This is a genomic window from Streptomyces sp. NPDC005262, from assembly GCF_042872425.1.
Lineage (GTDB): Bacteria > Actinomycetota > Actinomycetes > Streptomycetales > Streptomycetaceae > Streptomyces.
In genome coordinates, this window is record NZ_JBIAKK010000015.1 from 141,722 (window position 1) to 167,631 (window position 25,910).

The 25,910-nt window shown below is 67.5% G+C and carries 24 protein-coding genes, 1 pseudogene and 1 riboswitch; of the genes and pseudogenes, 12 read left to right on the forward strand and 13 right to left on the reverse strand.

Features of this window, described 5'->3' with window-relative positions:
* Positions 1–633 precede the first annotated feature (633 nt).
* From ACFYP5_RS30010 to ACFYP5_RS30020, 3 genes are all read left to right on the forward strand, one after another.
* Positions 634–1,086 carry a DUF4282 domain-containing protein gene (locus tag ACFYP5_RS30010; protein WP_389041840.1) on the forward strand — a complete coding sequence of 151 codons (453 nt, stop codon included), beginning with the start codon at positions 634–636 and terminating at the stop codon, positions 1,084–1,086.
* Between the two features lie 262 nt (positions 1,087–1,348).
* Positions 1,349–1,759: an NPCBM/NEW2 domain-containing protein gene (locus tag ACFYP5_RS30015; protein ID WP_389041842.1), complete on the forward strand. Its 411-nt coding sequence runs from the start codon at positions 1,349–1,351 to the stop codon at positions 1,757–1,759.
* A gap of 865 nt (positions 1,760–2,624) precedes the next feature.
* Positions 2,625–3,650, forward strand: coding sequence for a hypothetical protein (locus tag ACFYP5_RS30020; protein WP_389041844.1), 1,026 nt, complete (start codon positions 2,625–2,627; stop codon positions 3,648–3,650).
* Here the strand turns inward: ACFYP5_RS30020 and ACFYP5_RS30025 are convergent.
* Both ACFYP5_RS30025 and ACFYP5_RS30030 read right to left on the reverse strand, forming a co-directional pair.
* A complete protein-coding gene (locus tag ACFYP5_RS30025) occupies positions 3,583–4,005 on the reverse strand; it encodes a hypothetical protein (protein WP_389041904.1) in 423 nt (140 codons plus the stop codon). The genes ACFYP5_RS30020 and ACFYP5_RS30025 overlap by 68 nt on opposite strands.
* Positions 3,903–4,355: a hypothetical protein gene (locus tag ACFYP5_RS30030; RefSeq protein ID WP_389041846.1), complete on the reverse strand. Its 453-nt coding sequence runs from the start codon at positions 4,353–4,355 to the stop codon at positions 3,903–3,905. Before ACFYP5_RS30030 ends, ACFYP5_RS30025 begins: the two co-directional genes overlap by 103 nt.
* A gap of 835 nt (positions 4,356–5,190) precedes the next feature.
* Here ACFYP5_RS30030 and ACFYP5_RS30035 point away from each other — a divergent pair.
* Complete coding sequence (locus ACFYP5_RS30035; protein ID WP_389041905.1) at positions 5,191–6,201, forward strand: Kelch repeat-containing protein; 1,011 nt, start codon at positions 5,191–5,193, stop codon at positions 6,199–6,201.
* A 330-nt stretch (positions 6,202–6,531) separates the two neighbouring features.
* On the opposite strand, the pseudogene ACFYP5_RS30040 reads toward ACFYP5_RS30035, so the two are convergent.
* Positions 6,532–6,690: pseudogene (locus tag ACFYP5_RS30040) on the reverse strand (transposase); the annotation flags it as partial.
* A gap of 156 nt (positions 6,691–6,846) precedes the next feature.
* Positions 6,847–7,188 (reverse strand): DUF6233 domain-containing protein, encoded by a 342-nt coding sequence (locus tag ACFYP5_RS30045; protein WP_326817832.1) that lies wholly within the window; start codon positions 7,186–7,188, stop codon positions 6,847–6,849.
* Between the two features lie 230 nt (positions 7,189–7,418).
* Here ACFYP5_RS30045 and rlmN point away from each other — a divergent pair, with 230 nt between their 5' ends.
* The 5 genes from rlmN (at position 7,419) to ACFYP5_RS30070 (ending at position 13,274) form a co-directional block, all read left to right on the forward strand.
* Complete coding sequence (rlmN, locus tag ACFYP5_RS30050; RefSeq protein ID WP_389041848.1) at positions 7,419–8,525, forward strand: 23S rRNA (adenine(2503)-C(2))-methyltransferase RlmN; 1,107 nt, start codon at positions 7,419–7,421, stop codon at positions 8,523–8,525.
* Positions 8,526–8,560: 35 nt separating this feature from the next.
* Positions 8,561–8,677: riboswitch (TPP riboswitch) on the forward strand.
* A gap of 73 nt (positions 8,678–8,750) precedes the next feature.
* Complete coding sequence (locus ACFYP5_RS30055; protein WP_389041850.1) at positions 8,751–9,872, forward strand: thiamine ABC transporter substrate binding subunit; 1,122 nt, start codon at positions 8,751–8,753, stop codon at positions 9,870–9,872.
* A gap of 116 nt (positions 9,873–9,988) precedes the next feature.
* Positions 9,989–11,602 (forward strand): ABC transporter permease, encoded by a 1,614-nt coding sequence (locus tag ACFYP5_RS30060; protein ID WP_389041906.1) that lies wholly within the window; start codon positions 9,989–9,991, stop codon positions 11,600–11,602.
* Between the two features lie 22 nt (positions 11,603–11,624).
* On the forward strand, positions 11,625–12,650 hold the full coding sequence (locus ACFYP5_RS30065; RefSeq protein ID WP_389041852.1) for an ABC transporter ATP-binding protein: 1,026 nt from the start codon (positions 11,625–11,627) through the stop codon (positions 12,648–12,650).
* Between the two features lie 171 nt (positions 12,651–12,821).
* On the forward strand, positions 12,822–13,274 hold the full coding sequence (locus tag ACFYP5_RS30070) for an SRPBCC domain-containing protein (RefSeq protein ID WP_389041854.1): 453 nt from the start codon (positions 12,822–12,824) through the stop codon (positions 13,272–13,274).
* Between the two features lie 220 nt (positions 13,275–13,494).
* Here the strand turns inward: ACFYP5_RS30070 and ACFYP5_RS30075 are convergent, their stop codons facing one another.
* The 4 genes from ACFYP5_RS30075 to ACFYP5_RS30090 form a co-directional block, all read right to left on the reverse strand.
* Entirely contained in the window at positions 13,495–14,679 is a 1,185-nt protein-coding gene (locus ACFYP5_RS30075) for a hypothetical protein (protein ID WP_389041855.1), read from the reverse strand.
* On the reverse strand, positions 14,661–15,398 hold the full coding sequence (locus tag ACFYP5_RS30080; protein WP_389041856.1) for an ABC transporter ATP-binding protein: 738 nt from the start codon (positions 15,396–15,398) through the stop codon (positions 14,661–14,663). Before ACFYP5_RS30080 ends, ACFYP5_RS30075 begins: the two co-directional genes overlap by 19 nt.
* A 280-nt stretch (positions 15,399–15,678) precedes the next feature.
* Positions 15,679–17,058 (reverse strand): aspartate aminotransferase family protein, encoded by a 1,380-nt coding sequence (locus ACFYP5_RS30085; protein ID WP_037823046.1) that lies wholly within the window; start codon positions 17,056–17,058, stop codon positions 15,679–15,681.
* Entirely contained in the window at positions 17,043–17,534 is a 492-nt protein-coding gene (locus tag ACFYP5_RS30090; protein ID WP_030928325.1) for an Lrp/AsnC family transcriptional regulator, read from the reverse strand. Before ACFYP5_RS30090 ends, ACFYP5_RS30085 begins: the two co-directional genes overlap by 16 nt.
* A 178-nt stretch (positions 17,535–17,712) precedes the next feature.
* Between ACFYP5_RS30090 and ACFYP5_RS30095 the strand changes: the two genes are divergently transcribed.
* From ACFYP5_RS30095 to ACFYP5_RS30105, 3 genes are all read left to right on the forward strand, one after another.
* Positions 17,713–19,152: a gamma-aminobutyraldehyde dehydrogenase gene (locus ACFYP5_RS30095; RefSeq protein ID WP_389041859.1), complete on the forward strand. Its 1,440-nt coding sequence runs from the start codon at positions 17,713–17,715 to the stop codon at positions 19,150–19,152.
* 180 nt (positions 19,153–19,332) lie between these two features.
* Positions 19,333–20,496 (forward strand): spermidine/putrescine ABC transporter substrate-binding protein, encoded by a 1,164-nt coding sequence (locus ACFYP5_RS30100; protein ID WP_389041908.1) that lies wholly within the window; start codon positions 19,333–19,335, stop codon positions 20,494–20,496.
* Between the two features lie 55 nt (positions 20,497–20,551).
* Positions 20,552–21,097, forward strand: a complete 546-nt coding sequence (locus ACFYP5_RS30105) for a hypothetical protein (protein WP_389041861.1) — start codon at positions 20,552–20,554, stop codon at positions 21,095–21,097.
* Between the two features lies 1 nt (position 21,098).
* Here the strand turns inward: ACFYP5_RS30105 and ACFYP5_RS30110 are convergent, their stop codons facing one another.
* The 5 genes from ACFYP5_RS30110 to ACFYP5_RS30130 form a co-directional block, all read right to left on the reverse strand.
* On the reverse strand, positions 21,099–22,292 hold the full coding sequence (locus ACFYP5_RS30110) for a serine hydrolase domain-containing protein (RefSeq protein WP_389041910.1): 1,194 nt from the start codon (positions 22,290–22,292) through the stop codon (positions 21,099–21,101).
* Positions 22,293–22,388: 96 nt separating this feature from the next.
* Entirely contained in the window at positions 22,389–23,096 is a 708-nt protein-coding gene (locus tag ACFYP5_RS30115; RefSeq protein WP_389041863.1) for a response regulator, read from the reverse strand.
* Positions 23,093–24,304, reverse strand: coding sequence for a sensor histidine kinase (locus ACFYP5_RS30120; RefSeq protein WP_389041864.1), 1,212 nt, complete (start codon positions 24,302–24,304; stop codon positions 23,093–23,095). Before ACFYP5_RS30120 ends, ACFYP5_RS30115 begins: the two co-directional genes overlap by 4 nt.
* Before the next feature lie 13 nt (positions 24,305–24,317).
* Complete coding sequence (locus tag ACFYP5_RS30125) at positions 24,318–25,124, reverse strand: SAM-dependent methyltransferase (protein ID WP_389041912.1); 807 nt, start codon at positions 25,122–25,124, stop codon at positions 24,318–24,320.
* Positions 25,125–25,198: 74 nt separating this feature from the next.
* Positions 25,199–25,903, reverse strand: a complete 705-nt coding sequence (locus tag ACFYP5_RS30130) for a glycerophosphodiester phosphodiesterase (protein ID WP_389041866.1) — start codon at positions 25,901–25,903, stop codon at positions 25,199–25,201.
* Positions 25,904–25,910: the final 7 nt, after the last annotated feature.

The window sequence follows — 25,910 nt, forward strand, 5'->3', positions numbered from 1 at the left end:
CAGGTTGCTGGCCGCGCACAGCTGGTCGATGCCCTCCTCGAGGAGCTCGAACAGTCAAGGCAGTTCGTGCGCGCCAGGCGGGTCCCGGGCGGGAGGGCGCGGCGCCTGAGAGACGGGTGGTCAGGCGGCATTCGCGGATTCCGTCACCGTAGGAGCCCTAGGTGAAAGTCGCGTAGCCAACAGGGATTGGCCCCAGTCAGTGGGCTCGGGCCGCCACACACGCGCGGTGCGTGATGGATTTGTAGGTGAGTTTCGAGAACGTCTGTTGCTCAGCGTTGGGATGGCCCAGTTCCACGGGAGAGTGATGCCGAAATCCACCGACATCTGTTTCTGCTTTCCACCTACGCAGCCACGCGTGACGACCACGGCACGCCCAGCACCCCGAGTTGCCCACCCTTCAGGCAGGGGTGAAGCTGGCATAAGGGCGTCCGCCATAACCACGCTGGAACTAGCGACACCGGTAAGGCCGAAGCTGTCCTGCGACTCACTCCCGGCGGCTTCGGCTGGCCCGTCGACGCGAGGAGCGTGCGGATCATGCCAGACACGGCTCACTGTCCCAGTTGCGGCGCCCTGATGACGCCGACTGACCAGGCGTGCGCAGCATGTGGTCACCGGCCGCAATCCTGGGGGCGCATGTCCAGCCCGACCGGGACGTCTTCCGGCCCACCGCCAGGCTTCGGCCCCGCACCGCAGCACCCTGATCTGCCATCAACGTCGACAAAGGGCTTCCTCGCGGGGTTGTTCGACTTCGGATTTACCACCTTCGTCACGCCGCGGGTCATCAAGTTCGTTTATGTGCTGGCTGCAATCATCATTGCGATCATTTGGCTCTTCTACGTCATCGTAGGGTTCAGTGTCTCGGCGATCGACGGCTTGCTGGTGCTAATCATCGGCCCGATAGTGGCGCTTCTCTGGCTCCTCCTTTGTCGGATCGCTCTCGAACTAACGATGGTGTTCTTCCGGATAGGTGCCGATATTCACACCCTTAGAGATCGCAACGATTTCGGTAACCGGCGAGCTCTCAGTTCCGAGGAGATTCCCGCGCGGCCGCTAAGTCAACCGGAGGTGCCTCCTGATGAGCATTGAGAGCCGCGGATCTCGTCCGCGGCACCTTCATGGGACCGCTCTGGCTGTAGTCTGTGCCGCCACCGCATCGGTGATGTTCGTGGCAACGTCTTGCAGTTCCGGAGGGACAGCGACAGCCCCTCAGTCGTCACCAGAGACGACGAGCGCGCCGCAAACCAGTTCCTCCCCTGAGCCGCAAACCAGTTCCTCCCCTGAGCCGCAAACCAGTTCCTCCTTTACGACGACTCCCACGGAGTCTGCAAGCGGGTCGGCCACCCCAACAATGGGGGTGCAGTATCTCAGCGACCTACAACCTCTAAGTTCTTCAAGCGGCACGGATACCGGATCAGCAGAAGTCAATGGCCGCAACTACGCCCGAAGTACGTCTCTTCGCGTAGACAAGAGTTACATCCCAGAGAATGACGCCGAGTACAATCTAGGGCGTGACTGGCGGACATTCAAGGCCACTATCGGTCTTCGAGATGACGCCCCAACCGGATGTCGGCTAAAATTCGAAGCATTCGCAGACGGGAAACTGATTAACGATGCGACATTGCCTCTCGGTGAAACACGCGACCTGAAGCTGGATATCTCACACGTACTGCGCCTGAAAATACAGGTCACTTACGTCTCATCGACGGATATCAGCAATTACTGCTACGGCGCCTGGGGGGACGCGCGCCTGGAAACCTAGTTCCCTGACTCCGATTGTGTCCAGAGAAGTGGTTGAGAGCGTCGGTATGTCTTGGTCTCGGATTGCGTTGAAGGGAACGGATCCCGTGATCCACTCCCCGGACACTCCCCAGTGGCTCCCCGGGGACGATGGAAGTCAGAGTCGGCACACCGCTATGTGGATTATGTAGCGGACGTGCTGGGCGGTGAAGTAGCCGCAGATGATGTGTGTGTGGCGTCGTCGGCGCCGTAGGAGCCGACGCGTCGCCCGGGTGGGATCGTCCCACCCCGACGAGCTGCCAGTGGAATGCGCCTGGCAGGGGCTCACGAGCGTCCCGGTGGGGCGGTGCCCGAGCGCAGTGTCGGCAGCTGATGCACCGCCACTGGGCGGCTCCCGAGCGCGAAGCCAACGCTGCTCATTGAGTAGATGGTAGCCAGCTCTGCTGTGCCAAATAGGTGGCGAAGCGGTTGTACACCGGGTATGGCGCGGCCAAACGGCGCACTCCGAGTGCGGGTGCCGGGCGGCAGTGGTGCCATGGTCGAGGAGCTCGCCTCGCGGGCCTATATCGCGGAGGTCTGGGATGTCTAATCCGATGGTCCGTCTAGGATGCGCGGCAACAGTCACCGCCCTGTTGCTATCCGCCTGTACCGGCCATAAGCCTGTGACTCGCCCGGAGCCGGGCCTGTCTTCTGGGGCAGCTGACATCTCCGTTCCTTCATCTGCTGCTACTGAACCGAGTGTTCAAGGCTTCCTTGCGCAGCCCGGGATCCTCCTGGCGCGTTGCGACACGGCGGAGTCCACGGCAGAGTCCACGTCGGGATCCGCATCGATCTCGTACAACGTCTTCGACCCGAGTGCTGGAACACTTTCAACGTACCTGCAGTTCGTGGTGCCGGACACATACAAGGAAGCCGACGTCAGCACGAGCTTCTGCAGTTACGGGGACGATGCCGCGCGGGACTCATTCAATCCTTACGCTGCTAGGGACTATTCCAAGATCGCGGTGAGCCTTACCGGATTCTCCGACGGCTCGTCACACGTTGGATATTATGACGTCGACTCCCAACAGATTGTCGACCTTACAGCGGCCCGACAGGCGCCCTCCGCATTCACTTCCAATGTGCAGAACGAGGTTGAACCCGTCTTTTTCAGCAGTGACATCCTGCGGTTTCTGAGTGGTGCCAAAGTGGTGTCGACCGGAATCTGGACAGGCGGGAAGGTTAAGGCTGTATCAGTAAGCCACCCCGCCAAGCTCGTGTCCGACCCTGACCCCGCCAAAGGCCGCGAGTTCGTGGCAGTTGGTGTTTTCGCCTCCGGGGCTGAGCCTGACGCCAGCAAGGTGGACACCGGGCTCGAGGACCTCGTCGAGGTCCCGGGTGGAAAGATCGTGCCGACAGAGTGGGTTGTAAGTGCTTCAGGAAATCGGGCTGCCGACCATCTGGCCGGCGGTGAGTCCGACGGCGACACCGGGATCATCAACAGCGGATCGAATAGCCACTGGCCAAGCGCCAAGTACGTCTCATACAAGCAAATCGAGTCGCTCGGAACCTACGGCGTGTGGCAGAAGGAAGTGCTTCCACCAGAGGTCGCGTTCTGGGCCGCAAACCATTGCGGTATCCCACTCGCATGGGTCGACGATGATCACTTCATCACAGATTCCATTCAGATCGGCTCAGTGAACCTCAACGCCCACACGGTTGAATGCACCAACCTGTTGCCGGCCAATTCACGCGTTAACGAGAACGCGATTCTCGCACCTGACAGGGGTTCAGTGCTCTTCACCTCGACCCAGGGCAGCCAGCGGGCCCTCTACCGGACGGGACTCAAACCGGGGAAAGAGCCCGTCAAGGTAGTCGACCTACCGGAGGAATGGGAAGCCCCGCTCGGCACGGTTGTGAAGCGAAACGCCTGATTACTGGATTGGGTAGCGGACGTGCTGGGCGGCGAAGTAACCGCAGATGATGTGGGTTAGCGTTGTGTGCGCCATAGGAGCCGTCGTGTCGCGCAGGCGAGGTCGTCGACCGGCGGCGCGAGCGGCGTGGACGTAGGTGTTTCAGGTCGGCGTTCAGCACCTCGTTGGGGTCTAGCTTGGGGCTGTAGACGGGCATCAGGGGAAGCTCGATCCGCTTGACGCCTCTATGCCAAGCGGCGAGCTGGTGTTGGGTCAGTTTCTGGACGATGGATGCGGTGTAGAGCACGCTGTTGAGCCGTCGGTTGCCGCCGCGGTGCAGCCGGTGGCGTCCCCTGTCGGAGGAGTAGACCGGGATCGGAACGCATCCGGTGTAGCGGGTGAGCTTGGCCGAGATGGCAAGGGAGTGATGTCACCGATCTCGGCAAGGAGGACCGCTACGGAGACGTGGCTGATCCCGGTGATCTCCAGCAGTGCGGGCTTCAGTGGGCTGACGAGTTCCCGGATGGTGCCCTCAAGACCGCGCACCCGTTCGTTGAGCTCAGCTATCTCCGTGACCATCTCGACCAGCATCCGGCGGACGTGCGCGTTTCTCTCTGGGGCGTCCAGCAGGGTCGGCAACGAGGTCAGGCCCGGGGCGCGGGTGAGATCGCCTGGGGTGTGGTCGAGCCAGAGGTGCGTGTATGCCTTGACCTGGTTGCTCACCATGCCATGGTGCGGCGCTTGACGAGGTCGGCCCGCAGGTCGACTAGGACGCGCAGCTCGCGCGCGCTCGTCGATGCGGTGGCGGTCCAGGCCAGGGGTGGCGATAGCGGCATGGGCCGACCGGGTCGGGCTTGGAGCCGGTGGCGGCGTGCAGCTTGCGGTGGGCGGCCATAAGCCGGGTGGGGACCCAGACCGCCTCGTGGCCGGCCAGCAGCAGGCCGTCGGTCAGGCGGCGGGCGCAGCCGCGGCCGTCCTCGATCACCCAGGTGACGGGCGTGCTCGTCGGCGATCGAGCGGATTCACTTGCTGTCGCGGATGACGAGACAGATGCGAGTCCCCTGGCCAGGGAACAGACCTATTACGAAATGACGGCTCAGCAGGCTTCTATCAAGTCACTCCCGGACAGGGCTCTCGCCCTGTGGACCGCCGTGGACAGCTCAACCAAAGGCCTTCCGGCACGTGTTCTCCGAGTCACCCAGCGGTCCCGCCGAGCACCTCCAGCGAAGAAACCCGGCCCGCTCAGCCTGCACCAATAGGTGTTCTCGGCAAGCCCGCCGTTTGCCGTTTGCATACACCCCTTTGCTTTCCAACCTGATGGTGCTGGCGGGCAGTTGGTGGGCTGTACGAACTGGTGAAGCTCCTAGGGGACGGGTTCTCGATCAAGACGCCCGTGTCTGCCAGAAGCTTGGTCACTCGAACGGAGTACGGCAGATTGCTCCCATCGGATCTACCCAAGAAGATTGGGAAGGGCCAAATTACGCCTGAGCCAAACTAATGGCGGTGACAACGCATGCAGAGTCATTATTTCGCACCCAGAACGCACCGGCGCCTCACAGCGATGCTCGGCACTTTGCTGTTCGTGGCTTCTTGCAGCACATCAGAGAAGGAAGCAAGCTTCACTATTCCCACCTGTCTCGAGACAAGCCAGTCACCTGCCAACGGAGAGGGTAATTCATGGGCGTCCGCCACACCAACCCCCTCCAGGCGCTACTTGCTAGCCGCCACGACTGGCTGCGACGGAAAAATATACGCACTTGGAGGAATGGAGCCAACAGGAGAGACCGAGGAAACCGGTGACACCCTCACCATCGGCGCCGTACAAATATACGATCCGACAGCACACACATGGACCCCGTCAGCATCCATGCCCACTCCTCGCTCCGACCTAGGAGCCGTCACGGGGCAAGATGGGCGCATCTATGCTATCGGCGGCACCACAGAACAATACGACGCTCTGGACGTAGTTGAAGTCTATTCGCCGCAGTCAAACACTTGGGAAACAGCAGCCTCATTGCCAACCGCAATGAGCGACGTCAACGCCACCACTGACGCCAAGGGAAATATATACGCAATCAATGATGAGGCCATGGCCATCTATAACGAAGAAAAAGGGACGTGGAGTTCGGCCCCGGCGATGCCAATACCACGACAGCGAATGGTGGTAGCCGCAGGCGAGGATGGAAATATATATGCCATAGGCGGGTTTGATGAAACCAGCAGAAGTAAGACGGGACCTTCTGATGTGGTTGAGGTTTACCTGCCGAGCACGCGCGAGTGGCAGAAACGGAAGTCCATGCCCGTCGCCTTGGGACAAACGGCTGGCGTAACCGCATTCAACGGAAAAATCTACGTATTCGGCGGAAATCAGGGTCCTGACTGGGATGTTAGCGATGTCGTCTATGCCTACACGCCCAAGAGTGACACTTGGGAGAAAATGCGCAGCATGCCAACAGCCCGGGAAACGCATGCTGCGGCAGTTGGCCCTGATGGGCGGATATACGTAATCGACGGTGACGCGCGGGGGGTGGATGTCACTAACCGGGTAGATGTCTATACGCCGGGTAGCTGATGTTTCCGATCCGCAAAGCTCCTGGAGGCCGTGAGTTCGACTTGAGCATCACGACGGACAACATCGGCTTCCTGAACGAGGAGCTGACTGCCACGCATTCCGAGGTTCGTGGCGGCTCTGCCGGAGTGCTACGGCGAGTTGTGCGGAATGTTCTCCGTGGATGGGCCCGACGGAGCGCCAGCCAGGCTCCTGACCAGTACTCGGCGACGCTGCGAGCTCTCTCGAAGGCCCGGAAGGACTTCCTGGAGAAGCGCACGGAGCTGCTCAATGCGAGGAACCGACACACCGCCTCGTCTAAGACGGTGTCCCGGTGAGTTTGAGGAACCGTTTTTAGCAGCAGAGGGCGGCGGCCAGGCCGAGAAAGGCAAGGTAGTTGCGGGGATAGCGTTCGTAGCGGTGGTTGAGTCTGCGGTATCCGGTCAGTCAGGACATGGTCCGCTCGAGGATCCATCGCCGGCGTCCTAATCGTTCGCTGGACTCGATGTCTTTGGCCAGCGCGGCGTAGGAACTCGATCACGTCGTGGTCGCTGCGGGCGAGGCCGGCGACCTGGGCGCGGATCGTCACCCGCCGGCCACCGGCGCCGGCTGGGCGGTGGATGACGATGGGTGTTTCGCTCATGTCCTCGGGTTCTGACGGTCTTCGGTTCACAGCACTCCAAGCTCTCTGTCCGGCCGGCAGTACGGGCAGGCCGTGATGCCGTCTTCCGTGAGCGCGCGCAGGGCTTGCTCGCGGGTCATCGGTTTCGTTCTCTTGCCGCCCATGCCGCAGTCGCCCGTGTGGACGGCGTCGGCATGGGAGGTGCCGCCCGCGCGCTGCAGGGAGAGTTTCCAGTCGGGTGCCGGTGGCGGCAGGGTGCGTGCTGCCCGGGCGGCTGCGGCCTCGCGTTCTTCCAGTTCGGCGATGGTCCGATCGGTTCGGCCGAGCTGGTACGCCTGCCACTCGCGCACGATGCGCAGGCGATCCAGACGAGAGAGGTTTTCGGACACGTATTCGATTCTAGGCCTCGGTGGGCTGCCGTGCGCCCGCCCTCTCTGTAGTGCAATCGGTCACTGTCCCTTGGGGTGGCTGGGCCGTCTCTGGGCCGTCTGTGGGCCGTCAAAGGGTCGCCGACGTCGACTAATGACGACCAACGACGACCGGTCGTCTATACACCGCACCCTTCCTGACCTGGCGAAGGGCTCTGCGACCACGGCGTGTCTGCAACACTGGACGGACCATGCCTAAGCCCGGAGAACTCACTTTCGTCGCGCCCCGCGGAGCCAAGAAGCCGCCGCGGCACCTCGCCGACCTCACGCCCGCCGAGCGCAAGGAAGCCGTCGCCGCGATCGGCGAGAAGCCTTTCCGCGCGCAGCAGCTGTCGCAGCACTACTTCGCGCGGTACGCGCACGACCCGGCGGAGTGGACCAACATCCCGGCCGGATCGCGGGACAAGCTCGCCGAGGCGATGTTCCCCGACCTGATGTCCGTGGTCCGGCACATCAGCTGTGACGACGACACCACCCGTAAGACGCTGTGGAAGCTGCATGACGGGACGCTGGTCGAGTCCGTCCTCATGCGGTACCCGGAGCGGGTGACGATGTGTATCTCGTCGCAGGCCGGATGCGGGATGAACTGCCCGTTCTGCGCGACGGGGCAGGCCGGTCTGGACCGCAATCTGTCGACCGCCGAGATCGTCCACCAGATCGTGGACGGCATGCGGGCGCTGCGCGACGGAGAGGTGCCGGGCGGGCCGGCCCGGCTCTCCAACATCGTCTTCATGGGCATGGGCGAGCCCCTGGCGAACTACAAGCGGGTGGTCGGCGCGATCCGCCGGCTGACCGACCCCGAGCCGGACGGTCTCGGCCTGTCGCAGCGCGGGATCACCGTCTCCACCGTGGGCCTGGTGCCGGCCATGCTGCGCTTCGCGGACGAGGGCTTCAAGTGCCGGCTCGCGGTGTCGCTGCATGCGCCGGACGACGAGCTGCGGGACACGCTGGTTCCGGTGAACACGCGCTGGAAGGTCCGCGAGGTGCTCGACGCGGCATGGGAGTACGCGGAGAAGTCCGGCCGCCGGATCTCCATCGAGTACGCGCTGATCCGGGACATCAACGACCATGCCTGGCGTGGTGACCTGCTCGGCCGGCTCCTCAAGGGCAAGCGCGTGCATGTCAACCTGATTCCGTTGAACCCGACGCCCGGCTCGAAGTGGACGGCTTCGCGGCCCGAGGACGAGAAGGCCTTCGTCGAGGCGATCGCCGCCCACGGGGTGCCCGTGACCGTGCGGGACACCCGCGGTCAGGAGATCGACGGGGCGTGCGGGCAGCTGGCGGCATCCGAGCGCTGAAAACGGCCCGTGTAATCTGGGCCGAAATCAATTTCATATTCCGACAGGGGAGCGCCACAGCGCTGAGAGTGCGGCACCGACGACAGGCTGGCCGCAGACCCTCTGAACCTCGCCCGGGTCATTCCGGGTAGGAAGTTCGGTCATCAACTCATGCTGTTGCGCCCTGCCCGCCTCCCGGCGGGCAGGGCCGCGTCTCTTCCTGGTCCAACCCAGGAGGAATCAACAATGAGCACCACCAGTACCACGCGCCGCACCAAGCAGCTTGCGGCGACGGCCGTCACGGCCGCGCTCGGCGTCACGGCACTCGCCGGCTGCGGCAGTTCCGACGGCTCGGCCGCCGGGTCCGGCGGCACAAAGGGCTCCGGGTCCAAGACCGTGACCCTGGTCAGCCACGACTCCTTCAACGCCTCCAAGGACGTACTGAAGGCGTTCACCGAGGAGACCGGCTACACCGTCAAGGTGCTCAAGAGCGGTGACGCCGGTACCGCACTCAACCAGGAGATCCTGACGAAGGGCTCCCCGCGCGGCGATGTGTTCTTCGGCGTCGACAACACGCTGCTCTCCCGCGCCCTCGACAACGGTCTGTTCACGCCGTACGAAGCGAAGGGCAGCGACCGGGTCGCGGCCGACACCCAACTGGATGCGAACAGGCACCGCGTCACGCCGGTCGACACCGGCGACATCTGCATCAACTACGACAAGAAGTACTTCGCCGACAGGAAGCTCGCGCCGCCGACCACCTTCGACGACCTGGCGAAGCCCGCGTACAGGAACCTCCTCGTCACGGAGAACGCCGCGACCTCGTCGCCCGGGCTCGGCTTCCTGCTGGGCACCGTCGCCACCTACGGCGAGAACGGCTACCAGGATTACTGGAAGAAGCTGAAGAGCAACGGCGTCAAGGTCGTCGACGGCTGGGAGCAGGCGTACAACGAGGAGTTCTCCGGCTCAGCGGGCGGCAAGAAGGCCAAGGCCGACCGGCCGCTCGTCGTGTCGTACGCCTCCAGCCCGCCGGCCGAGGTGCTGTACGCGAAGCCGCAGCCGACCGAGGCCCCGACGGGGGTCGCGACCGGCACCTGCTTCCGCCAGATCGAGTTCGCGGGGCTGCTGAACGGCGCGAAGAACGAGGCGGGGGGCAAGGCGCTGCTGGACTTCCTGATCAGCAAGAAGTTCCAGGAGGACATGCCGCTCAACATGTTCGTGAGCCCGGTCGCCAAGGACGCGAAGCTGCCGGAGATCTTCACCGAGTTCGGCGCGACGGTCGACAAGCCGACCACCGTGGCCCCCGACACCATCGCCAAGAACCGTGAGCAGTGGGTCCAGTCGTGGTCCTCGCTCGTAGTGAAGTAGCGAAGACGCCCGCACCCGGCCCGGGCGCGCGGGAGGAGGGTCCGCGCGCCCGGCCGGGGCGCGTGAGCGCCGCGCGCCCGAGGGCGTGGCGCGGGGGCGCGGTGCGGCTCGGACTGATGGCCGTGCCCGTCGCGTTCTTCGCGGTGTTCTTCGCCTACCCGGTCGTCGCGATCGTCGGCCGCGGGCTGAAGGCCGACGGCGTCTGGCAGTCCGGCCGGATCGGCGAGGTGCTGAGCCGGCCGGACATCCTCGGCGTCCTTGGGTTCACCACCTGGCAGGCACTCGCCTCGACAGCGCTGACCCTGCTGATCGCACTGCCCGGCGCCTATGTCTTCGCCCGCTTCGACTTTCCCGGCAAACAGTTGCTGCGGGCGGTCGTCACCGTGCCGTTCGTCCTGCCGACCGTCGTCGTCGGGACAGCCTTCCTGGCGCTGCTGGGGCGCGGCGGCTTCCTCGACGAACTGGCGGGCGTACGGCTCGACACCACCGTGTGGGCGATCCTGCTCGCCCATGTCTTCTTCAACTACGCGGTGGTCGTACGGACCGTCGGAGGGCTGTGGTCGCAGCTCGACCCACGGCAGGAGGAGGCCGCCCGGGTGCTGGGCGCCGGGCGGTTCGCGGCGTGGCGTCGGGTCACGCTGCCGGCTCTCGCGCCTGCCGTGGCCGCCGCGGCGCTGATGGTCTTCCTCTTCACGTTCACCTCCTTCGGGGTCGTTCAGATCCTCGGCGGTCCGGCGTACTCCACGCTGGAGGTGGAGATCTACCGGCAGACCGCCCAGCTGCTCGACCTCCCCACCGCCGCCGTGCTGACGATGGTGCAGTTCGCCGCCGTCGGCGCTGTCCTGGCCGTACACGCCTGGACCGTGCGGCGCAGGGAGGCGGCGCTGAAGCTGGTCGACCCGGCGCAGACCGCCCGCAGGCCGCGCGGCGCCGGGCAGCGGGCGCTGCTCGGCGGCGTCCTGCTGACGGTGCTGGTGCTGATCCTGCTGCCGCTCGGTGTGCTGGTGGAGCGCTCGCTGGACGTGCCCGGCGGCCATGGCTTCGACTACTACCGCGCCCTGCGGTCCGCGGACGCGAGCGGCGGCACTTTCCTGGTCGCGCCGCTCGAAGCGATCTGGAACTCACTGCAGTACGCCCTGGTCGCGACCGTGATCGCACTGGTCGTCGGCGGACTCGCGGCGGCGGCGCTGACGAGGCGGGCCGGGCGGCTCGTCCGCGGCTTCGACGCGCTGCTGATGCTGCCGCTCGGGGTCTCCGCCGTCACTGTCGGCTTCGGTTTCCTGATCACGCTGGACAAGCCCCCGCTGGATCTTCGGACCACCTGGATCCTGGTGCCGCTGGCCCAGGCGCTGGTCGGTGTGCCGTTCGTCGTACGCACGATGCTGCCTGTCCTGCGGGCCGTGGACGGGCGGCTGCGCGAGGCGGCGACGGTGCTCGGCGCGTCACCGCTGCGGGCCTGGCGCGAGGTCGACCTGCCGCTGGTGCGTCGTGCGCTGCTGGTCGCGGCGGGCTTCGCATTCGCCGTGTCACTTGGCGAGTTCGGGGCGACGGTGTTCATCGCGCGGCCCGACAACCCGACGCTGCCCGTCGCCGTGGCCCGGCTGCTCGGGCGGTCCGGGGAGCTCAACTACGGCCAGGCGATGGCCCTCAGCACCATTTTGATGCTGGTGTGCGCGGCGTCGCTGCTGCTGCTCGAACGTATCCGCCCGGACCGGTCCGGGGAGTTCTGAAGATGCTCGGGGTGTTCTGGACATGCTGACACTGGAAGCCGCCACCGTCCTCTTCGGGAAGCGGGCGGCGCTCGACGCGGTGGATCTGGAGGTCGCGGACCACGAGATCGTCTGTGTGCTGGGGCCGAGCGGCAGCGGGAAGTCGACACTGCTGCGGGTGGTCGCCGGACTGCACCCGCCGGACGACGGCAGGGTGCTCCTCGACGGCGTCGACCAGACCGACGTACCGGTGCACCGCCGCGGTCTGGGGCTGATGTTCCAGGATCATCAGCTCTTCCCGCACCGGGACGTCGGTGCCAACGTCGCCTTCGGGCTGCGGATGCACGGAGTGACCGGTGCCGACCAGGTCCGCAGGGTCGCCGAACTCCTCGAACTGGTGGGCCTGCCCGGCAGCGAACGACGGGCGGTCGCCGCGCTGTCCGGCGGCGAGCAGCAGCGCGTCGCTCTCGCACGGGCGCTCGCCCCGCGACCGAAGCTGCTGATGCTCGACGAACCGCTCGGCCAGCTCGACCGCAGCCTGCGCGAACGCCTCGTCGTCGAACTGCGCACGCTGTTCGCCCGGTTGGGTACGACGGTGCTCGCCGTCACCCATGACCAGGGAGAGGCGTTCGCCCTCGCGGACCGGGTCGTCGTGATGCGCGACGGACGCATCGCCCAGGTGGGCACCCCGTTGGAGGTCTGGCAACGCCCCGCCTCCGCGTTCGTCGCCCGGTTCCTGGGTTTCGACAATGTGGTGGATGCGACGGTGAGCGGCGCGGCCGCGGCGACGATGTGGGGAAGCGTGCCGGTGCCGGACGGGGCGCCGCAGGGCCCGTGCGCTCTGCTGGTGCGTCCGGCGGGCGTACGGATGGGCGACCCGGCGGACGGCCTGCCCTGTACGGTCGGCGCCCGCACCTTCCGGGGCAACCATGTCGCCGTGACACTGCACCCTGACAGCGGTCCGCTCCTGGAGGCGGAGTGCCCGCTGCGGGACACCCCCCGGGAGGGGGCGAAGGTCGGCGTGACGTTCGACGCGTCGGAGACGGTGGTGCTGCCCGCCGCCGGCTGATCGTGGTCGGCGGCTCGGCGGCTCGGCGGCTCGGCGGCTCGGTGCCGCTCGCGATGCCACGCGGCGGGGGACCACTACCGGGTGTCCCGGAAGAGCAGTTTCGGCCGTTTCGGGGAACACCTCTTGCGACCGGGGAAGATCCGGAACGACTCCGAAAAAAGGGCAGGGGCAATGACTGGAACGGCACGCGAGGGCATCGACATCACCCGCGTCCTCGACGCCCCGCGGGAACAGGTCTTCGCGGCCTGGACGACCCCCGAGCACTTCGCCGCCTGGTACGGCGGCGATGCCGATGTGCCGCTCGACCGGGTGTCGATGGACGTCAGGCCGGGGGGCGCGTGGAGCCTGGTCATCGTGGTGCCGGGCACCGAGATGCCGTTCCACGGGGTCTACCGCGAGGTGGTCGCTCCGGACCGGCTGGTCTTCACGCTGAAGGACGCCGGAGCGCCTGCCGACATCGAGGGCGAGACCGTCACCGTCACCTTCGCCGAGCGCGGCCGCAAGACCACCGAGATGGTCTTCCGGCAGCGTGGCGGCAACCTCACGCCCGAGCAGTACGCGGCGGCCGAGGACGGCTGGGAGGCCTTCTTCGACGCGCTGGTCAACCGGCTCGCGGCGGTCTGAACCGGACAGGCTCCCGCCCCGCCCCTCGGCCGGTCGGCCGGGCGAGTGCCTCGGGGGCCTCGTCCACCGTGTCGACGAGTGCTTTCGTACGGTCACATGCCCCGGAGTCGGAGCTCGCACGCGCGGCGCCGCGGGGGCGCATTGGGATCGTGGGAGTCCGTGGTTGCCTTCCGGCACCTCGGCTGACCGTCGACCGTCTCCACAGCCGGCCGACGGCCCCTCAGCCGGTCAGCGGCAGCGCGGCCAGTTCCGCGATCGCCCACGTGATCGGGGTGAACACGACCAGCAGGATGGCGACGCGCAGGGCCGTCGCGGCCCGCAGCGCCGAGGCCGGCGCACCGAGCCGCAGCAGCATCCGAACCACGTGGGCGCGGGCCTGCTTCGCCTCCAGGGCGGAGGTCAGCAGCGTCGCCGTCGTACATCCCAGTACCAGTACGGCGCCGAGTGCGGTGAGCGGGCCGAAGGGACGCGGTCCCGTCCCGTACAGCGCGAAAGCAGCGATCACCGCGGAAAGCACCGCGCAGACCGCGCCCAGCGGGCGGCCGATCCGGTGCGCCTCGTCCATCAGCATCCTTCCGGCCAGCAGGCGTACGGCTCCAGGGCGCATCGCCTGCAGCAGCCGTCCGGCGAAGTGCGTCAGCCCGGGGCCTGCCATGGCCAGACCGATCGCGGTCAGTGACCATCCCGCCAGCACCCATGCCGGGGTGGTGTCGAGCTTCCCCGGCAGGGGGAACGCGCTGCCCGCGCCATCACGGCTCGAGTACGCCTCGACCGCGAGACCGACCGCTGCCAGCGCCACACCCCACGGCAGTCCGGTCGGCGCCGGTGCCGGTGCCGGCATCTGCTCGTCCGGCGCGATGTCCTGCTCGTCGTCGTCGGGCACCGCCGCCTGCACCGGCCGGGTACGCAGCGCCATCGCACTTGCCGTCGCCGCGGTCAGCGGTGCCAGCGCCAGCAGCACGAGGGCCGCGGCCACCGGCAATGGGGCGCCTGCGCCGAGCAGTCCGGCCGCGGCCCCGTCGAACGGCAGCCCGGTCAGATCGCCGCGCAGATGCAGGAAGAGGAGCAGCGCCACCATCGACCCGAGGGTGCAGGACACGGCGGTGGAGACCGCGGCCAGCACGCTGAGCCGGAACGGCCCGAGACCGACGGCGGACAGTCCTGGACGCGGGCGCGTACTGGGATCCGTGCGGGCGACCGCGACCGCGAACTGCACGGTGGCGGCCAGCGGTACGAAGCACCACAGCAGCCGCAGCGCCGCGGTGGTCGAGTACGCCGGATGCGTGGACGCGTACTCCAGGGCGCACAGCAGCAGGAAGCCGACCCCGGCGGAGGCGGCTGCGACCAGCAGCCGCCGTACCTGGACCAGCGGATGGGTGCGGCGGGCTAGACGGAGAGCGAGCACGCCGCGCGGCCTTCCGTATCGGACACGGAGGGCAGGGCGACGGTGGTGACACGGCGGCCGTCCAGCAGCGGGACCGTGCGGTCGGCGAGCGAGGCGACCTCCGCGTCATGGGTGGCGAGCACGACCGTGATGCCGTGCGAGCGGGCCGCGCTCGTGAGGGTCCGCAGCACGTGGGAGCGGTCGGCGCGGTGCAGTGTCGCGGTCGGCTCGTCGGCGAAGATCACTGTGGGCGTGCCGGCCAGTGCGCGGGCCACGGCGATCCGCTGGCGCTGCCCCTGGAGCAGCGTGTGCGGCCGCTTCTTGGCGCACATGCCGATGTCGAGCCGCTCCAGCCATTCCATGGCGGCCTTCTTCGCGGCGCGGTGCGAGGCGCCGCGCAGCAGCAGGGGGAGGGCCGCGTTCTCCCAGGTGTTCAGCTCCGGTACGAGCTGGGGCTCGGGCGCGATCCAGCCGAACCGGTCCCGGCGCAGCCGCTCGCGCAGCCGCGGACCCATGGTGTGGACCGGGACGCTGTTGAACCACACCTCGCCCTGCTGGGGCACCAGTTGACCGGAGAGGCAGTGCAGCAGGGTCGTCTTGCCGCTGCCGCGCGGGCCGGTCACGGCGAGGATCTCACCGTCGCGGACCCCCAGGGAGACCCCGCCGAGCGCGGGTGAGCCGTTGTGGGAGTGGTGCAGGGAACGCGCCCAGATCACATCGTTGTCCGGCGGAGCCACCATGGCGTACACCTCGGTTCAGATCAGAGTTCCCGTCCCCTGTACGGGGGAACGAAGAGGGGGCCGATCGGTCACTGGGCACCGTAAGGATTCGAACCACGGCATCACGGCAGCACGCGGCCCGGGTGCGCTCCTTCCCACTCGAATGGGCGCATCCGGGCCGCGTTGACCGTATGAAATGACTGCTGGAAGCAGCTGTGAGCGATGATCCGGCCGTGGTCAATCGGTCAGTCGATCCGTGGTCGATCGGCCGATCGACTCACGATCCGGATCATCGTTCGGATCAGAGCTTCGTCCAGGCCTCCGTCAGCACCGACCGCAGGATGGACTCGATCTCGTCGAACGTCGACTGGTCGGAGATCAGCGGCGGGGCGAGCTGGACGACCGGGTCGCCGCGGTCGTCGGCCCGGCAGTACAGACCGTTCTCGTACAGCGCCTTGGAGAGGAAGCCGTACAGGACGCGCTCGGTCTCCTCGTCGGTGAAGGTCTCCTTGGTGACCTTGTCCTTCACCAGCTCGATGCCGTAGAAGAAGCCGTTGCCGCGGACGTCGCCGACTATCGGCAGGTCGTGCAGCTTCTGCAGCGTCGTGAAGAACGCGTTCTCGTTGTCCAGGACGTGCTGGTTGAGACCCTCGCGCTCGAAGATGTCGAGGTTGGCGAGGCCGACCGCCGCGGAGACCGGGTGGCCACCGAAGGTGTAGCCGTGCAGGAAGGTGTTGCCGCCCTCGTAGAACGGCTCGGCGATGCGGTCCGAGACGATGCAGGCGCCGATCGGGGAGTAGCCCGACGTCATGCCCTTGGCGCAGGTGATCATGTCCGGCACGTAGCCGAACTTGTCGCAGGCGAACATCGTGCCGAGGCGGCCGAAGGCGCAGATGACCTCGTCGGACACGAGCAGCACGTCGTACTTGTCGCAGATCTCGCGTACGCGCTGGAAGTAACCGGGCGGCGGCGGGAAGCAGCCACCGGCGTTCTGCACGGGCTCAAGGAAGACCGCGGCGACCGTTTCCGGGCCCTCGAACAGGATCTCCTGCTCGATCTGGTCGGCGGCCCAGCGGCCGAAGGCCTCCGGGTCGTCGCCGTGAATAGGGGCGCGGTAGATGTTGGTGTTCGGCACCTTGTGCGCGCCGGGCACCAGCGGCTCGAACGGGGCCTTCAGGGCCGGCAGACCGGTGATCGACAGGGCGCCCTGCGGGGTGCCGTGGTAGGCGACCGCGCGCGAGATGACCTTGTACTTGGTCGGCTTGCCCTTGAGCTTGAAGTACTGCTTGGCCAGCTTCCAGGCCGTCTCGACGGCCTCGCCGCCACCGGTGGTGAAGAAGACCTTGTTGAGGTCACCCGGCGCGTAGTCGGCGAGGCGCTCGGCCAGCTCGACCGCCTTCGGGTGAGCGTAGGACCACACCGGGAAGAAGCCCAGCTCCTGGCCCTGCTTGTACGCCGCCTCGGCGAGCTCGTGACGGCCGTGACCGGCGTTGACCACGAACAGGCCGGACAGGCCGTCGAGGTAGCGCTTGCCCTGGTCGTCGTAGATGTAGGTGCCCTCGCCACGCACGATGGTGGGAACGGGCGCGTTCTCGTAGTCCGACATGCGGGTGAAGTGCATCCACAGGTGGTCGTACGCGGTTCGGCTGAGGTCCTTGCTCACGGCTATCGGGTTCCCCACATATAGGTCTGCTTCTTGAGCTTCAGGTAGACGAAACTCTCGGTGGAGCGCACGCCGGGGATGGCCCGGATGCGTTTGTTGATCGTTTCCAGCAGGTGGTCGTCGTCCTCGCAGACGATCTCCACCATCAGGTCGAAGGAGCCCGCGGTCATCACCACGTACTCGCACTCGGCCATGGCCGACAGCGCCTCCGCGACGGGATCGAGATCGCCCTCGACATTGATGCCGACCATCGCCTGCCGCCGGAACCCCACGGTGAGCGGGTCCGTGACGGCGACGATCTGCATCACGCCCTGGTCGAGCAGCTTCTGAACGCGCTGCCGTACAGCCGCCTCGGAGAGGCCCACGGCCTTGCCGATCGCGGCGTACGGACGACGCCCGTCCTCCTGGAGCTGCTCGATGATTGCGAGGGACACGGCATCGACCGCTGGTGACGATCCGTTCCCGGTCCTGGAGTCTGCGCTGCGACTGGCCACGGACCCACTCTGCACCGGGACTCGTCTGTCTGGCAACCCTGGATCGATGAAATTCGTTGTTTGGAGGCCTAGATCTAACTGAATCCGAAGTTCGCGGCGGTTGGGTATGTCGAAAGCGTTACCCCAGCGACTAGGCTGAACATCTCACCCATTGGACGTGTCGACAGGAGGGGTGGTTGTGACCACCGAGGTGCGCCGTCTGCGCAACTACATCAACGGAGAGTTCCGGGACGCCGCGGACGGGCGGACCATCGACGTGGTCAACCCGGCGACGGAAGAGGTCTACGCGACCTCGCCGCTCTCCGGCCAGGCCGATGTCGATGCCGCCATGGCCGCCGCGGCCGCCGCCTTCCCTGCCTGGCGCGACGTCACGCCCGCCGAGCGCCAGAAGGCCCTGCTGAAGATCGCGGACGCCTTCGAGGAGCGCGCGGAGGACCTGATCGCCGCCGAGTCCGAGAACACCGGCAAGCCGCTCGAACTCACCCGCACCGAAGAGATCCCGCCGATGGTGGACCAGATCCGCTTCTTCGCGGGTGCCGCGCGGATGCTCGAAGGCCGCTCGGCCGGCGAGTACATGGAGGGCCTGACCTCCATCATCCGCCGCGAGCCGGTCGGCGTCTGCGCGCAGGTCGCGCCGTGGAACTACCCGATGATGATGGCCGTCTGGAAGTTCGCCCCGGCGCTCGCCGCGGGCAACACCGTCGTCATCAAGCCGTCCGACACCACCCCGGCGTCGACCGTGCTGATCGCCGAGATCATCGGCCAGATCCTGCCCAAGGGCGTCTTCAACGTCATCTGCGGCGACCGGGACACCGGCCGCGCGATGGTCGAGCACCCGACCCCGGCGATGGCCTCCATCACCGGTTCGGTACGGGCCGGCATGGAGGTCGCCGAGTCGGCCGCCAAGGACGTCAAGCGGGTCCACCTGGAGCTCGGCGGCAAGGCGCCCGCCGTCGTCTTCGAGGACTCCGACATCGCCAAGGCCGTGGAGGGCATCTCCGTCGCGGGCTTCTTCAACGCCGGCCAGGACTGCACGGCCGCAACCCGCGTCCTCGTCCACGAGTCGGTCCACGACGAGTTCGTCACCGCGCTCGCCAAGGCCGCCGCCGACACGAAGACGGGGCAGCCGGACGACGAGGACGTGCTGTACGGCCCGCTCAACAACGCCAACCAGCTGAAGCAGGTCAGCGGCTTCATCGAGCGGCTCCCCGCCCACGCCAAGGTCGAGGCGGGCGGCCACCGGGTCGGAGACAAGGGCTACTTCTATGCCCCGACCGTCGTCTCCGGCCTGCGCCAGGACGACGAGATCATCCAGAACGAGGTCTTCGGCCCGGTCATCACCGTCCAGTCGTTCACCGACGAGACGCAGGCGGTGGAGTACGCGAACGGCGTCGAGTACGCCCTCGCCTCCTCGGTGTGGACCAAGGACCACTCCCGGGCGATGCGGATGTCCAAGAACCTCGACTTCGGCTGCGTGTGGATCAACACCCACATCCCGCTCGTCGCCGAGATGCCGCACGGCGGATTCAAGAAGTCCGGCTACGGCAAGGACCTCTCCGCGTACGGCTTCGAGGACTACACGCGCATCAAGCACGTCATGACGTCGCTCGACGACTGACCCTCAGCGCGTGCGGTGGACGGCCCCGGGCTCCGGCCCGGGGCCGTTTCCGTGCCCCGCTCCTGACGGGGCATCGACAGGGTGTGCGGGTGGGGCGCATGCCGCTGGACGAATGGTCCATTGTCCGCCGAACCCGCCGACCGGCATCCTGCGCAGGTGCGAGCGATCCCGAACCACCCCATGTCCCGCCGGTCCCTGCTGCGCGCCTTCGGGGCGGGAGCGGCCGGTGCCACGCTGGCCGGCTGCGGAGTGCCCGCCGCGTATGTGCGGCCCGGTGACCGTGCCGGACGCGACGTCTCCGCCACCGACCGCACGCTGCGGTTCGCCAACTGGCCGCTGTACATCGACACCGACGACGAGGACGAGTCCAAGCGGCCCACTCTCGACGCGTTCACCGAGCGCACCGGGATCTCCGTCGGGTACACCGAGGAGATCAACGACAACGACGAGTTCTTCGGGAAGATCAGCCCGGCGCTGATGAACCACCAGCAGACCGGTCGGGACCTGATCGTCATCAGCGACTGGATGGCCGCCCGGTTCGTACGGCTCGGCTGGGTGCAGGAGATGGACCGGACCGAGCAGCCCAACGTCACCAAGTACCTGGACCCCCAGCTGCGTTCGCCCGCATTCGATCAGGGCCGGACGCATAGCGTCCCCTGGCAGTCCGGGATCACCGGCATCGCGTACAACCGCAAGAAGCTCGGCCGCGAGATCAAGCACACGAGCGATCTCTGGGCAGCCGACCTGCGCGGCAAGGTGACGCTGCTCTCCGGGCTCGACGAGTCCTTCGCCCTGCTGATGCAGGGCAACGGCGTCGACATCACCCGCTGGACCCGGGACGACTTCCACACGATGTGCGACCAGGTGGAGAAGCTGGTGAAGGAGAAGCACATCCGCCGCTTCACCGGCAACGACTACATCAAGGACCTGTCCACCGGCGATGTGCTCGCCTGCCAGGCCTACTCGGGCGATGTCATCCAACTCCAGGCGGACAACCCGGAGATCGAGTTCGTCGTGCCCGAGGAGGGGGCCGAGCTCTGGGCGGAATCACTCATGATCCCCAACCTCGCCCGTCACAAGCGCAATGCCGAGAAACTGATCGACTACTACTACGAGCCCGAGGTCGCCGCGGAACTCGCCACCTGGGTCAACTACGTCTGTCCCGTCCCGGCCGCCCGCGAGGTACTGGCCTCGGCCAAGGACGAGGAGACCGCCTCCCTCGCCGAGGACCCACTGATCTTCCCCGACGACGCGATGCGCCGACGGCTGGCGATCGCCCGCGACATCACGTCCGAGGAACGCACCGAGTTCGCGAAGAAATGGAACTCCGTCGTCGGTCTCTGACGGAGGGCGCGGGGGCGGCGTAAAGAGCACGTAAAGCCGGGCGTACGCTGCGGGCATGAGCGAGCGAAGAGCCCTGCTGAGGCGCATACGCGTGTGGTTGGTCGTCTTTATCGTCTGTCTGGTGCTGAGCGGGCTGACCGCCTTCCCGCTCGTCCATGAACTCCACTGGACCGAGGACCTGCTGAGGTCCTCGGCCTCGCCCGTGCCCGAGCACTTCCCGGCTCTGATGGAGTGGATCACCCGGGTCCGGACCGGTCTGGACGAGGCCGACGCGAAGTACCCCTTCGTGCTGTACGGCACCGACTGGCTGGCCTTCGCGCATCTCGTCATCGCCGTCGCCTTCTACGGTCCGTACCGCGACCCGGTCCGCAACATCTGGGTCATCGAGTTCGGCATGATCGCCTGCGCCGGGATCATCCCGCTCGCGCTGATCTGCGGACCGGTCCGGGGCATCCCCTTCTGGTGGTCGATCATCGACATGTCGTTCGGTGTCATCGGGGTGATCCCGCTGCTCGTCGTCCGCCGAATGATCAAGAGCGTGGAGGCGATGGAGCGGACGCCGGATCCGGTGGCCGGACCGGCGGCGGCTCCAGCGGTCTGAGTCACCCGGCCGACGGGGCACCGAAGGCGGCCACCACGATGTTCAACGCCGTGGCGTTCATGCCCTCGCCCTTCGCGTCCGTCGCGTTGACGCTGTAGACGAGTGTCCGGGAGAGATCACGGGTGGCGACGACAGCCGTGTTGTAGCCCCAGCGGCCACCCGTCTTGCCCCACACCTCGCGCCCGCCAAGCCTCACCACCGACAGACCCGCGCTGTATGCGGCCGGCTCGCCCGTGCCGTACTCCCGCACCGATGCGTCCGGCAGCGTGAACATCTCCTCCAGGAGCGGTCCACGCACCACCTGCCCGCGGAACAGCGCCCGGATGAAGTGCTCCAGATCGGCGGTGGTGGAGATCAGGTCACCCGCCGCCCAGGCGTCCGTCGCCCCCCATACCGACACATCACGCAGCTCGCCGGTCCCGTCGGCCCCGGTGAAGATCTGGTAGCCGTGGTTGTACGGGCCGCGGATCGTCGGGTCGGTGCCGGGGAAGTACGTGTCCTTCAGGTGCAGAGGCTTCAGGATGCGGCGGGAGACCTCCGCCGCGTAGGTGTGGCCGGTGACCGCCTCGATGAGCAGGCCCGCCACGGTGTAGCCGATGTTGCCGTAGTGCTGCTGTGTACCGGGCGCGAAGTCCGGCTCGTGGGACGTGGCCTCACGTACCGTGTCCGCCGCGTCGTGCAGGTCGAAACGGTGCGCGTACCACTCGTCCAGGGTGTCGCCGCCGGAGCCGACGGACGGGATGCCGCTGGTGTGGTTCAGCAGCTGCCGCACCGTGACCTTCCGATAGCTCGCCGGGATCAGCTCCGGCAGATAGTGCCGGGCCGGACGGTTCAGGTCGAGCTTCCCCTCGCGCGCCAACTGGAGCACGACGGCGGCCGTGAAGACCTTGGTGACCGAGCCGGCCCGGAAGCGGGCGTCCCGGTCCGCCGGACGGTTGGACTCCAGGTCGTGGACACCGGAACTGCCCTGCCAGTTACCGTCGGTGCCCGCGACCCGGACGAGCGCGGCCGTGGCGTCGGCCTTCGGCAGCCCGGCGATCGCGGCGCGCAGGGCCTTGGCGTCCGGCGCCTTCTGGATGGTCGGGACGGCGGCTACCGGAGTGCGGGCTGCCGCGAGCGCCGGTCCGGCCGGGCCGGCGGCGATGCCGAGGACCAAGGCGGTGGCGACGACGGTACGGGTGGTGCGGGCGTTCATGTCCGGTGCCTCCGGGGAGTGGAATCCGTAACTGCTGGTGGACTCCATCCTGTTGATCCGCCGGCCCCGGCGGATCACCTGGGCGAGCGGTCCTCGTCATGAGGTCTTCTCGCCTGTGCGGGGGAGAAGGGGGGATGTCTCTCCCTCCGGCGAGGGAGTGACGAGACCGTACTCGTACGCGCAGATGACCGCCTGGATCCGGTCGCGCAGGCCCAGCTTGGACAGGACATGGCCCACGTGGGTCTTCACCGTGTGTTCGCTGACGACGAGTGCGGCCGCGATCTCCGCGTTCGACAGACCGCGTGCCAGGTGCAGCAGCGTCTCGCGTTCGCGGGCGGTCAGGACATCGAGCCGTGCGGACGGCGGTACGGCCGAGGTCACCGGGCGCGCGGTGTAGTCGGCGATCAGCCGGCGCGCCACCGACGGCGCCAGCAGCGAGTCCCCGGCCGCCACCACTCGTACCCCATGGACCAGATCGTTGCGGCGGACGTCCTTGAGCAGAAAGCCGCTCGCACCCGCGTGCAGCGCCTCGTAGACATACTCGTCGGAGTCGAAGGTGGTGAGCATGACCGTCCGGCAGTCGGTCTCCGCGCTGATCGTGCGGCACGCCTCGATGCCGTCCGTGCCGGGCATCCGGATGTCGAGCAGCGCCACCTCCGGCGCCAGCCGGCGCACCGCGGCGATCGCCCCGGCGCCGTCGCCCGCCTCCGCTACCACCTCGATGTCCGGCTGCGCGTTCAGGATCATCGCGAAGCCGCTGCGCACCAGCTCCTGGTCGTCAGCCACCACGACACGGATCGTCAACTTTCCACCCCTGTATGCGCCTCGCCGTGCGCGTCCGTCTGCGTGGCCGCAAGCGGAATCGTCACCCGGACCCGGAATCCGCGGCCACCCGGACCCGCGCCTGTGCTGGCGGTGCCGCCGTGTGCCGAAGCGCGTTCCCGGATGCCGATCAGACCCATTCCGGTGACGGTCCCGGGACCGCGCCCGTCATCGGTGACCGTGAGGGTCAAAGCTGCGGGTTCATAGGTCAGTTGTACGCGGACGGTGTCGGCGGCGGCATGCTTGACGACGTTCGTCAGGGCCTCCTGCACGATCCGGTACACGGTTGCCTCGACGTCAAGGCCGGGCGGCCGGGCCGGACCCGTGACCTCGTACGAGATCTCCGGGCCGCTGCCGCGTACTCGCTCGACCAGGCCTGGCAGCCCGGCCAGCGTGGGCTGGGGCTCCCGCGGCGCGTCGCGCGGGCTCTCGTTCTCGCGCAGCACGCCGAGCATCCGGCGCAGCTGCACCATGGCGTCCCGCCCCGTCTCCGAGATCGCGTCGAACGCCGCCTCGGCGCGCTCCGGTGCCGTGCGCACGGCCACCGGACCGGCCTCCGCCTGCACGATCATCAGGCTCACCGCATGCGAGAGGATGTCGTGCATCTCCCGTGCGATCCGGGCCCGTTCGCGGGCCGTCGCCTGCTCGGTCTCGATGCGGTGTGTCAGCTCCAGCTGCCGGGCCCGGTCCTCCACCGCCCGCAGGTACGCCTTGCGAGTGACGGTGAGCCGGCCGAAGGCATAGGCCGCGCCGAACACGAAGAGGGAGAAGAGCAGCTCCCTCATCTCGTCGCTGTTGCGTCCGGGCGAGGACAGCACCGCCACGGTCGTGAGCGCCGCGACCCCGAGCCGCTTCACCGGTGAGGAGAGTTCGGCCACCGTGTAGAAGGCCACGAGTCCGGCGTACGGGAGCGGCTGGCCCGGCCCGTCGAGCGTGAACTTGTACAGGCCGCCGACAGCGAGCACAGCGATCAGCACGGCGACCGGAGCCCGCCGTCGCGCGATCAGCGGCACCACGGTCAGGGTGGTCAGTCCGTACGCCGCCCACGTCGCCTCCGGCAGGTCCGGGGCGCGTGGGACGACGAACGGCATGGTTACCGCGGCTTGCACCAGCAGCGTGATGAAGAGGTCCACGGTCCGGGGGCCGGCCCCGAGTGCCCTCGGGCCGATGCCACGTAGATGTAGATGCATGGGACGGGCGCCGTCAGGGCTTCCGCGCCACTGCGCCGAACTGGGCGACCTCGGCCCCCACCGTGGCCGGGCCGGTGCGCCAGCGAGCGCACGAGACGATGCCGGGCCCGACGAGCTCCAGCCCCTCCAGGAGCGAGGCGAACTCGGCGCGGCTGCGGGCGGTGATCGGTGGTGTGGCGTTCTCGTTCCAGAACCGCATCGCCGCTTCGTTGCCCTCGCCGCCCAGCTCCAGCGTGGGGTGGGTGAGCACCAGATAGCTGCCGGACGGCATCGCGTCCATCAGCTTTCGCACGATGCTCCGTGCCTCGTCCGTGTCGAGAACGAAGTTCAGTATGCCGAGCATCATCACCGCGACGGGCTTCTTCAGGTCCAAGGTCGGTTCGATCGCTCGCAGGATCCGTTCCGGGTGGCGGGCGTCCGCGTCGATGTAGGTGGTCGCACCCTCCGGCGAGCTGGTGAGCAGGGCGCGGGCGTGCGCGAGCACGATCGGATCGTTGTCGACGTACACGATGCGGGCCTCCGGCGCGGTGTGCTGCGCGACCTCATGGGTGTTGTCCGCCGTCGGCAGGCCGGTGCCGATGTCCAGGAACTGGCCGATCCCCATGTCACCGGCCAGATGGCGGACCGCCCGCCCCAGGAACGCCCGGTCGGCGCGGGCCACTTCACCGATGCTCGGGTACATACCGGTGACCTGATCGCCGACCGCTCGGTCGACGGCGTAGTTGTCCTTGCCGCCCAGCCAGTAGTTCCAGACCCGGGCGTTGTGCGCGATGTCGGAACGGACCCGGGGGGAAAGGGGGTTGCTCCGCGGATCGGTCACATCAGTCACGTCTGCTCCTCCGGCGCCGGGGCGACATCACGATCGATGAGGCACCGTCCATCATGCCGGATCGATCAACGGGGCTCGGTGACGGTCGAGTTGGCGAGCAGACCGTGCAGGGCGTCGACCCGATTGGTGGTGATCGAGTCGACGCCGTGCGTGATCAGGCGGCGCATGGTGCGCCTGGTGTCGGCCGTCCAGGCCGAGACCAGCAGTCCGTCCCGGTGGACACGGTCCGTCAACTCCCGGCTCACCAGGCCGAACCGGTAGTTCAGCCAGCGCGGCTTCACCGCGTCCAGCAGACCGGCACGGGGCGGGGCGAGTGTCGTCCAGGTCAGGGCGATCTCGGCGGACGGATCGGCTGCGCGCACCCGCAGCATGGCCTCGGGGCCCGCGCAGTAGTACGTGCGCTCCCCGGCCCCGCACTCGCGGACCACACCGACGGTCCTGCGTACCGAGTCGTCGGTGGAGCCGGGCAGGTCGACCATGAGGCGATGCGTTCCGGCGGCGAGCAACGCCTCGCGCAGGGTGGGCACACCGCCGGCGGTCATTTCCGTGAGCTCCTGATGGGTGAGCCCGTCCAGCCTGCGGTCGTGGCCCCACAGCCGTTCCAGCGTGGAGTCGTGCAGCAGGACGGGCACCCCGTCGCGGGTGACCCGGACATCTACCTCGACCGCGTCCGCCCCCCGTTCGATCGCGGAGCGGATCGACGGGAGGGTGTTCTCGCGGACACGGTACGGGTCGCCGCGGTGAGCCACGGCGGTGACAGAGGTGGCCATGGGGCCA

What these genes read in the sequence shown, in the direction of transcription:
- rlmN (WP_389041848.1), top strand. Translation starts at nt 7,419, where the DNA reads ATGCCTAAGCCCGGAGAACTCACTTTCGTCGCGCCCCGCGGAGCCAAG.
- ACFYP5_RS30100 (WP_389041908.1), top strand. Translation starts at nt 19,333, where the DNA reads ATGTCCCGCCGGTCCCTGCTGCGCGCCTTCGGGGCGGGAGCGGCCGGT.
- ACFYP5_RS30070 (WP_389041854.1), top strand. Translation starts at nt 12,822, where the DNA reads ATGACTGGAACGGCACGCGAGGGCATCGACATCACCCGCGTCCTCGAC.
- ACFYP5_RS30030 (WP_389041846.1), bottom strand. Translation starts at nt 4,355, where the DNA reads ATGGTGAGCAACCAGGTCAAGGCATACACGCACCTCTGGCTCGACCAC.
- ACFYP5_RS30015 (WP_389041842.1), top strand. Translation starts at nt 1,349, where the DNA reads ATGGGGGTGCAGTATCTCAGCGACCTACAACCTCTAAGTTCTTCAAGC.
- ACFYP5_RS30110 (WP_389041910.1), bottom strand. Translation starts at nt 22,292, where the DNA reads ATGAACGCCCGCACCACCCGTACCGTCGTCGCCACCGCCTTGGTCCTC.
- ACFYP5_RS30065 (WP_389041852.1), top strand. Translation starts at nt 11,625, where the DNA reads ATGCTGACACTGGAAGCCGCCACCGTCCTCTTCGGGAAGCGGGCGGCG.
- ACFYP5_RS30055 (WP_389041850.1), top strand. Translation starts at nt 8,751, where the DNA reads ATGAGCACCACCAGTACCACGCGCCGCACCAAGCAGCTTGCGGCGACG.
- ACFYP5_RS30060 (WP_389041906.1), top strand. Translation starts at nt 9,989, where the DNA reads ATGGCCGTGCCCGTCGCGTTCTTCGCGGTGTTCTTCGCCTACCCGGTC.
- ACFYP5_RS30105 (WP_389041861.1), top strand. Translation starts at nt 20,552, where the DNA reads ATGAGCGAGCGAAGAGCCCTGCTGAGGCGCATACGCGTGTGGTTGGTC.
- ACFYP5_RS30120 (WP_389041864.1), bottom strand. Translation starts at nt 24,304, where the DNA reads ATGCATCTACATCTACGTGGCATCGGCCCGAGGGCACTCGGGGCCGGC.
- ACFYP5_RS30080 (WP_389041856.1), bottom strand. Translation starts at nt 15,398, where the DNA reads ATGGTGGCTCCGCCGGACAACGATGTGATCTGGGCGCGTTCCCTGCAC.
- ACFYP5_RS30130 (WP_389041866.1), bottom strand. Translation starts at nt 25,903, where the DNA reads ATGGCCACCTCTGTCACCGCCGTGGCTCACCGCGGCGACCCGTACCGT.
- ACFYP5_RS30035 (WP_389041905.1), top strand. Translation starts at nt 5,191, where the DNA reads ATGCTCGGCACTTTGCTGTTCGTGGCTTCTTGCAGCACATCAGAGAAG.
- ACFYP5_RS30010 (WP_389041840.1), top strand. Translation starts at nt 634, where the DNA reads ATGTCCAGCCCGACCGGGACGTCTTCCGGCCCACCGCCAGGCTTCGGC.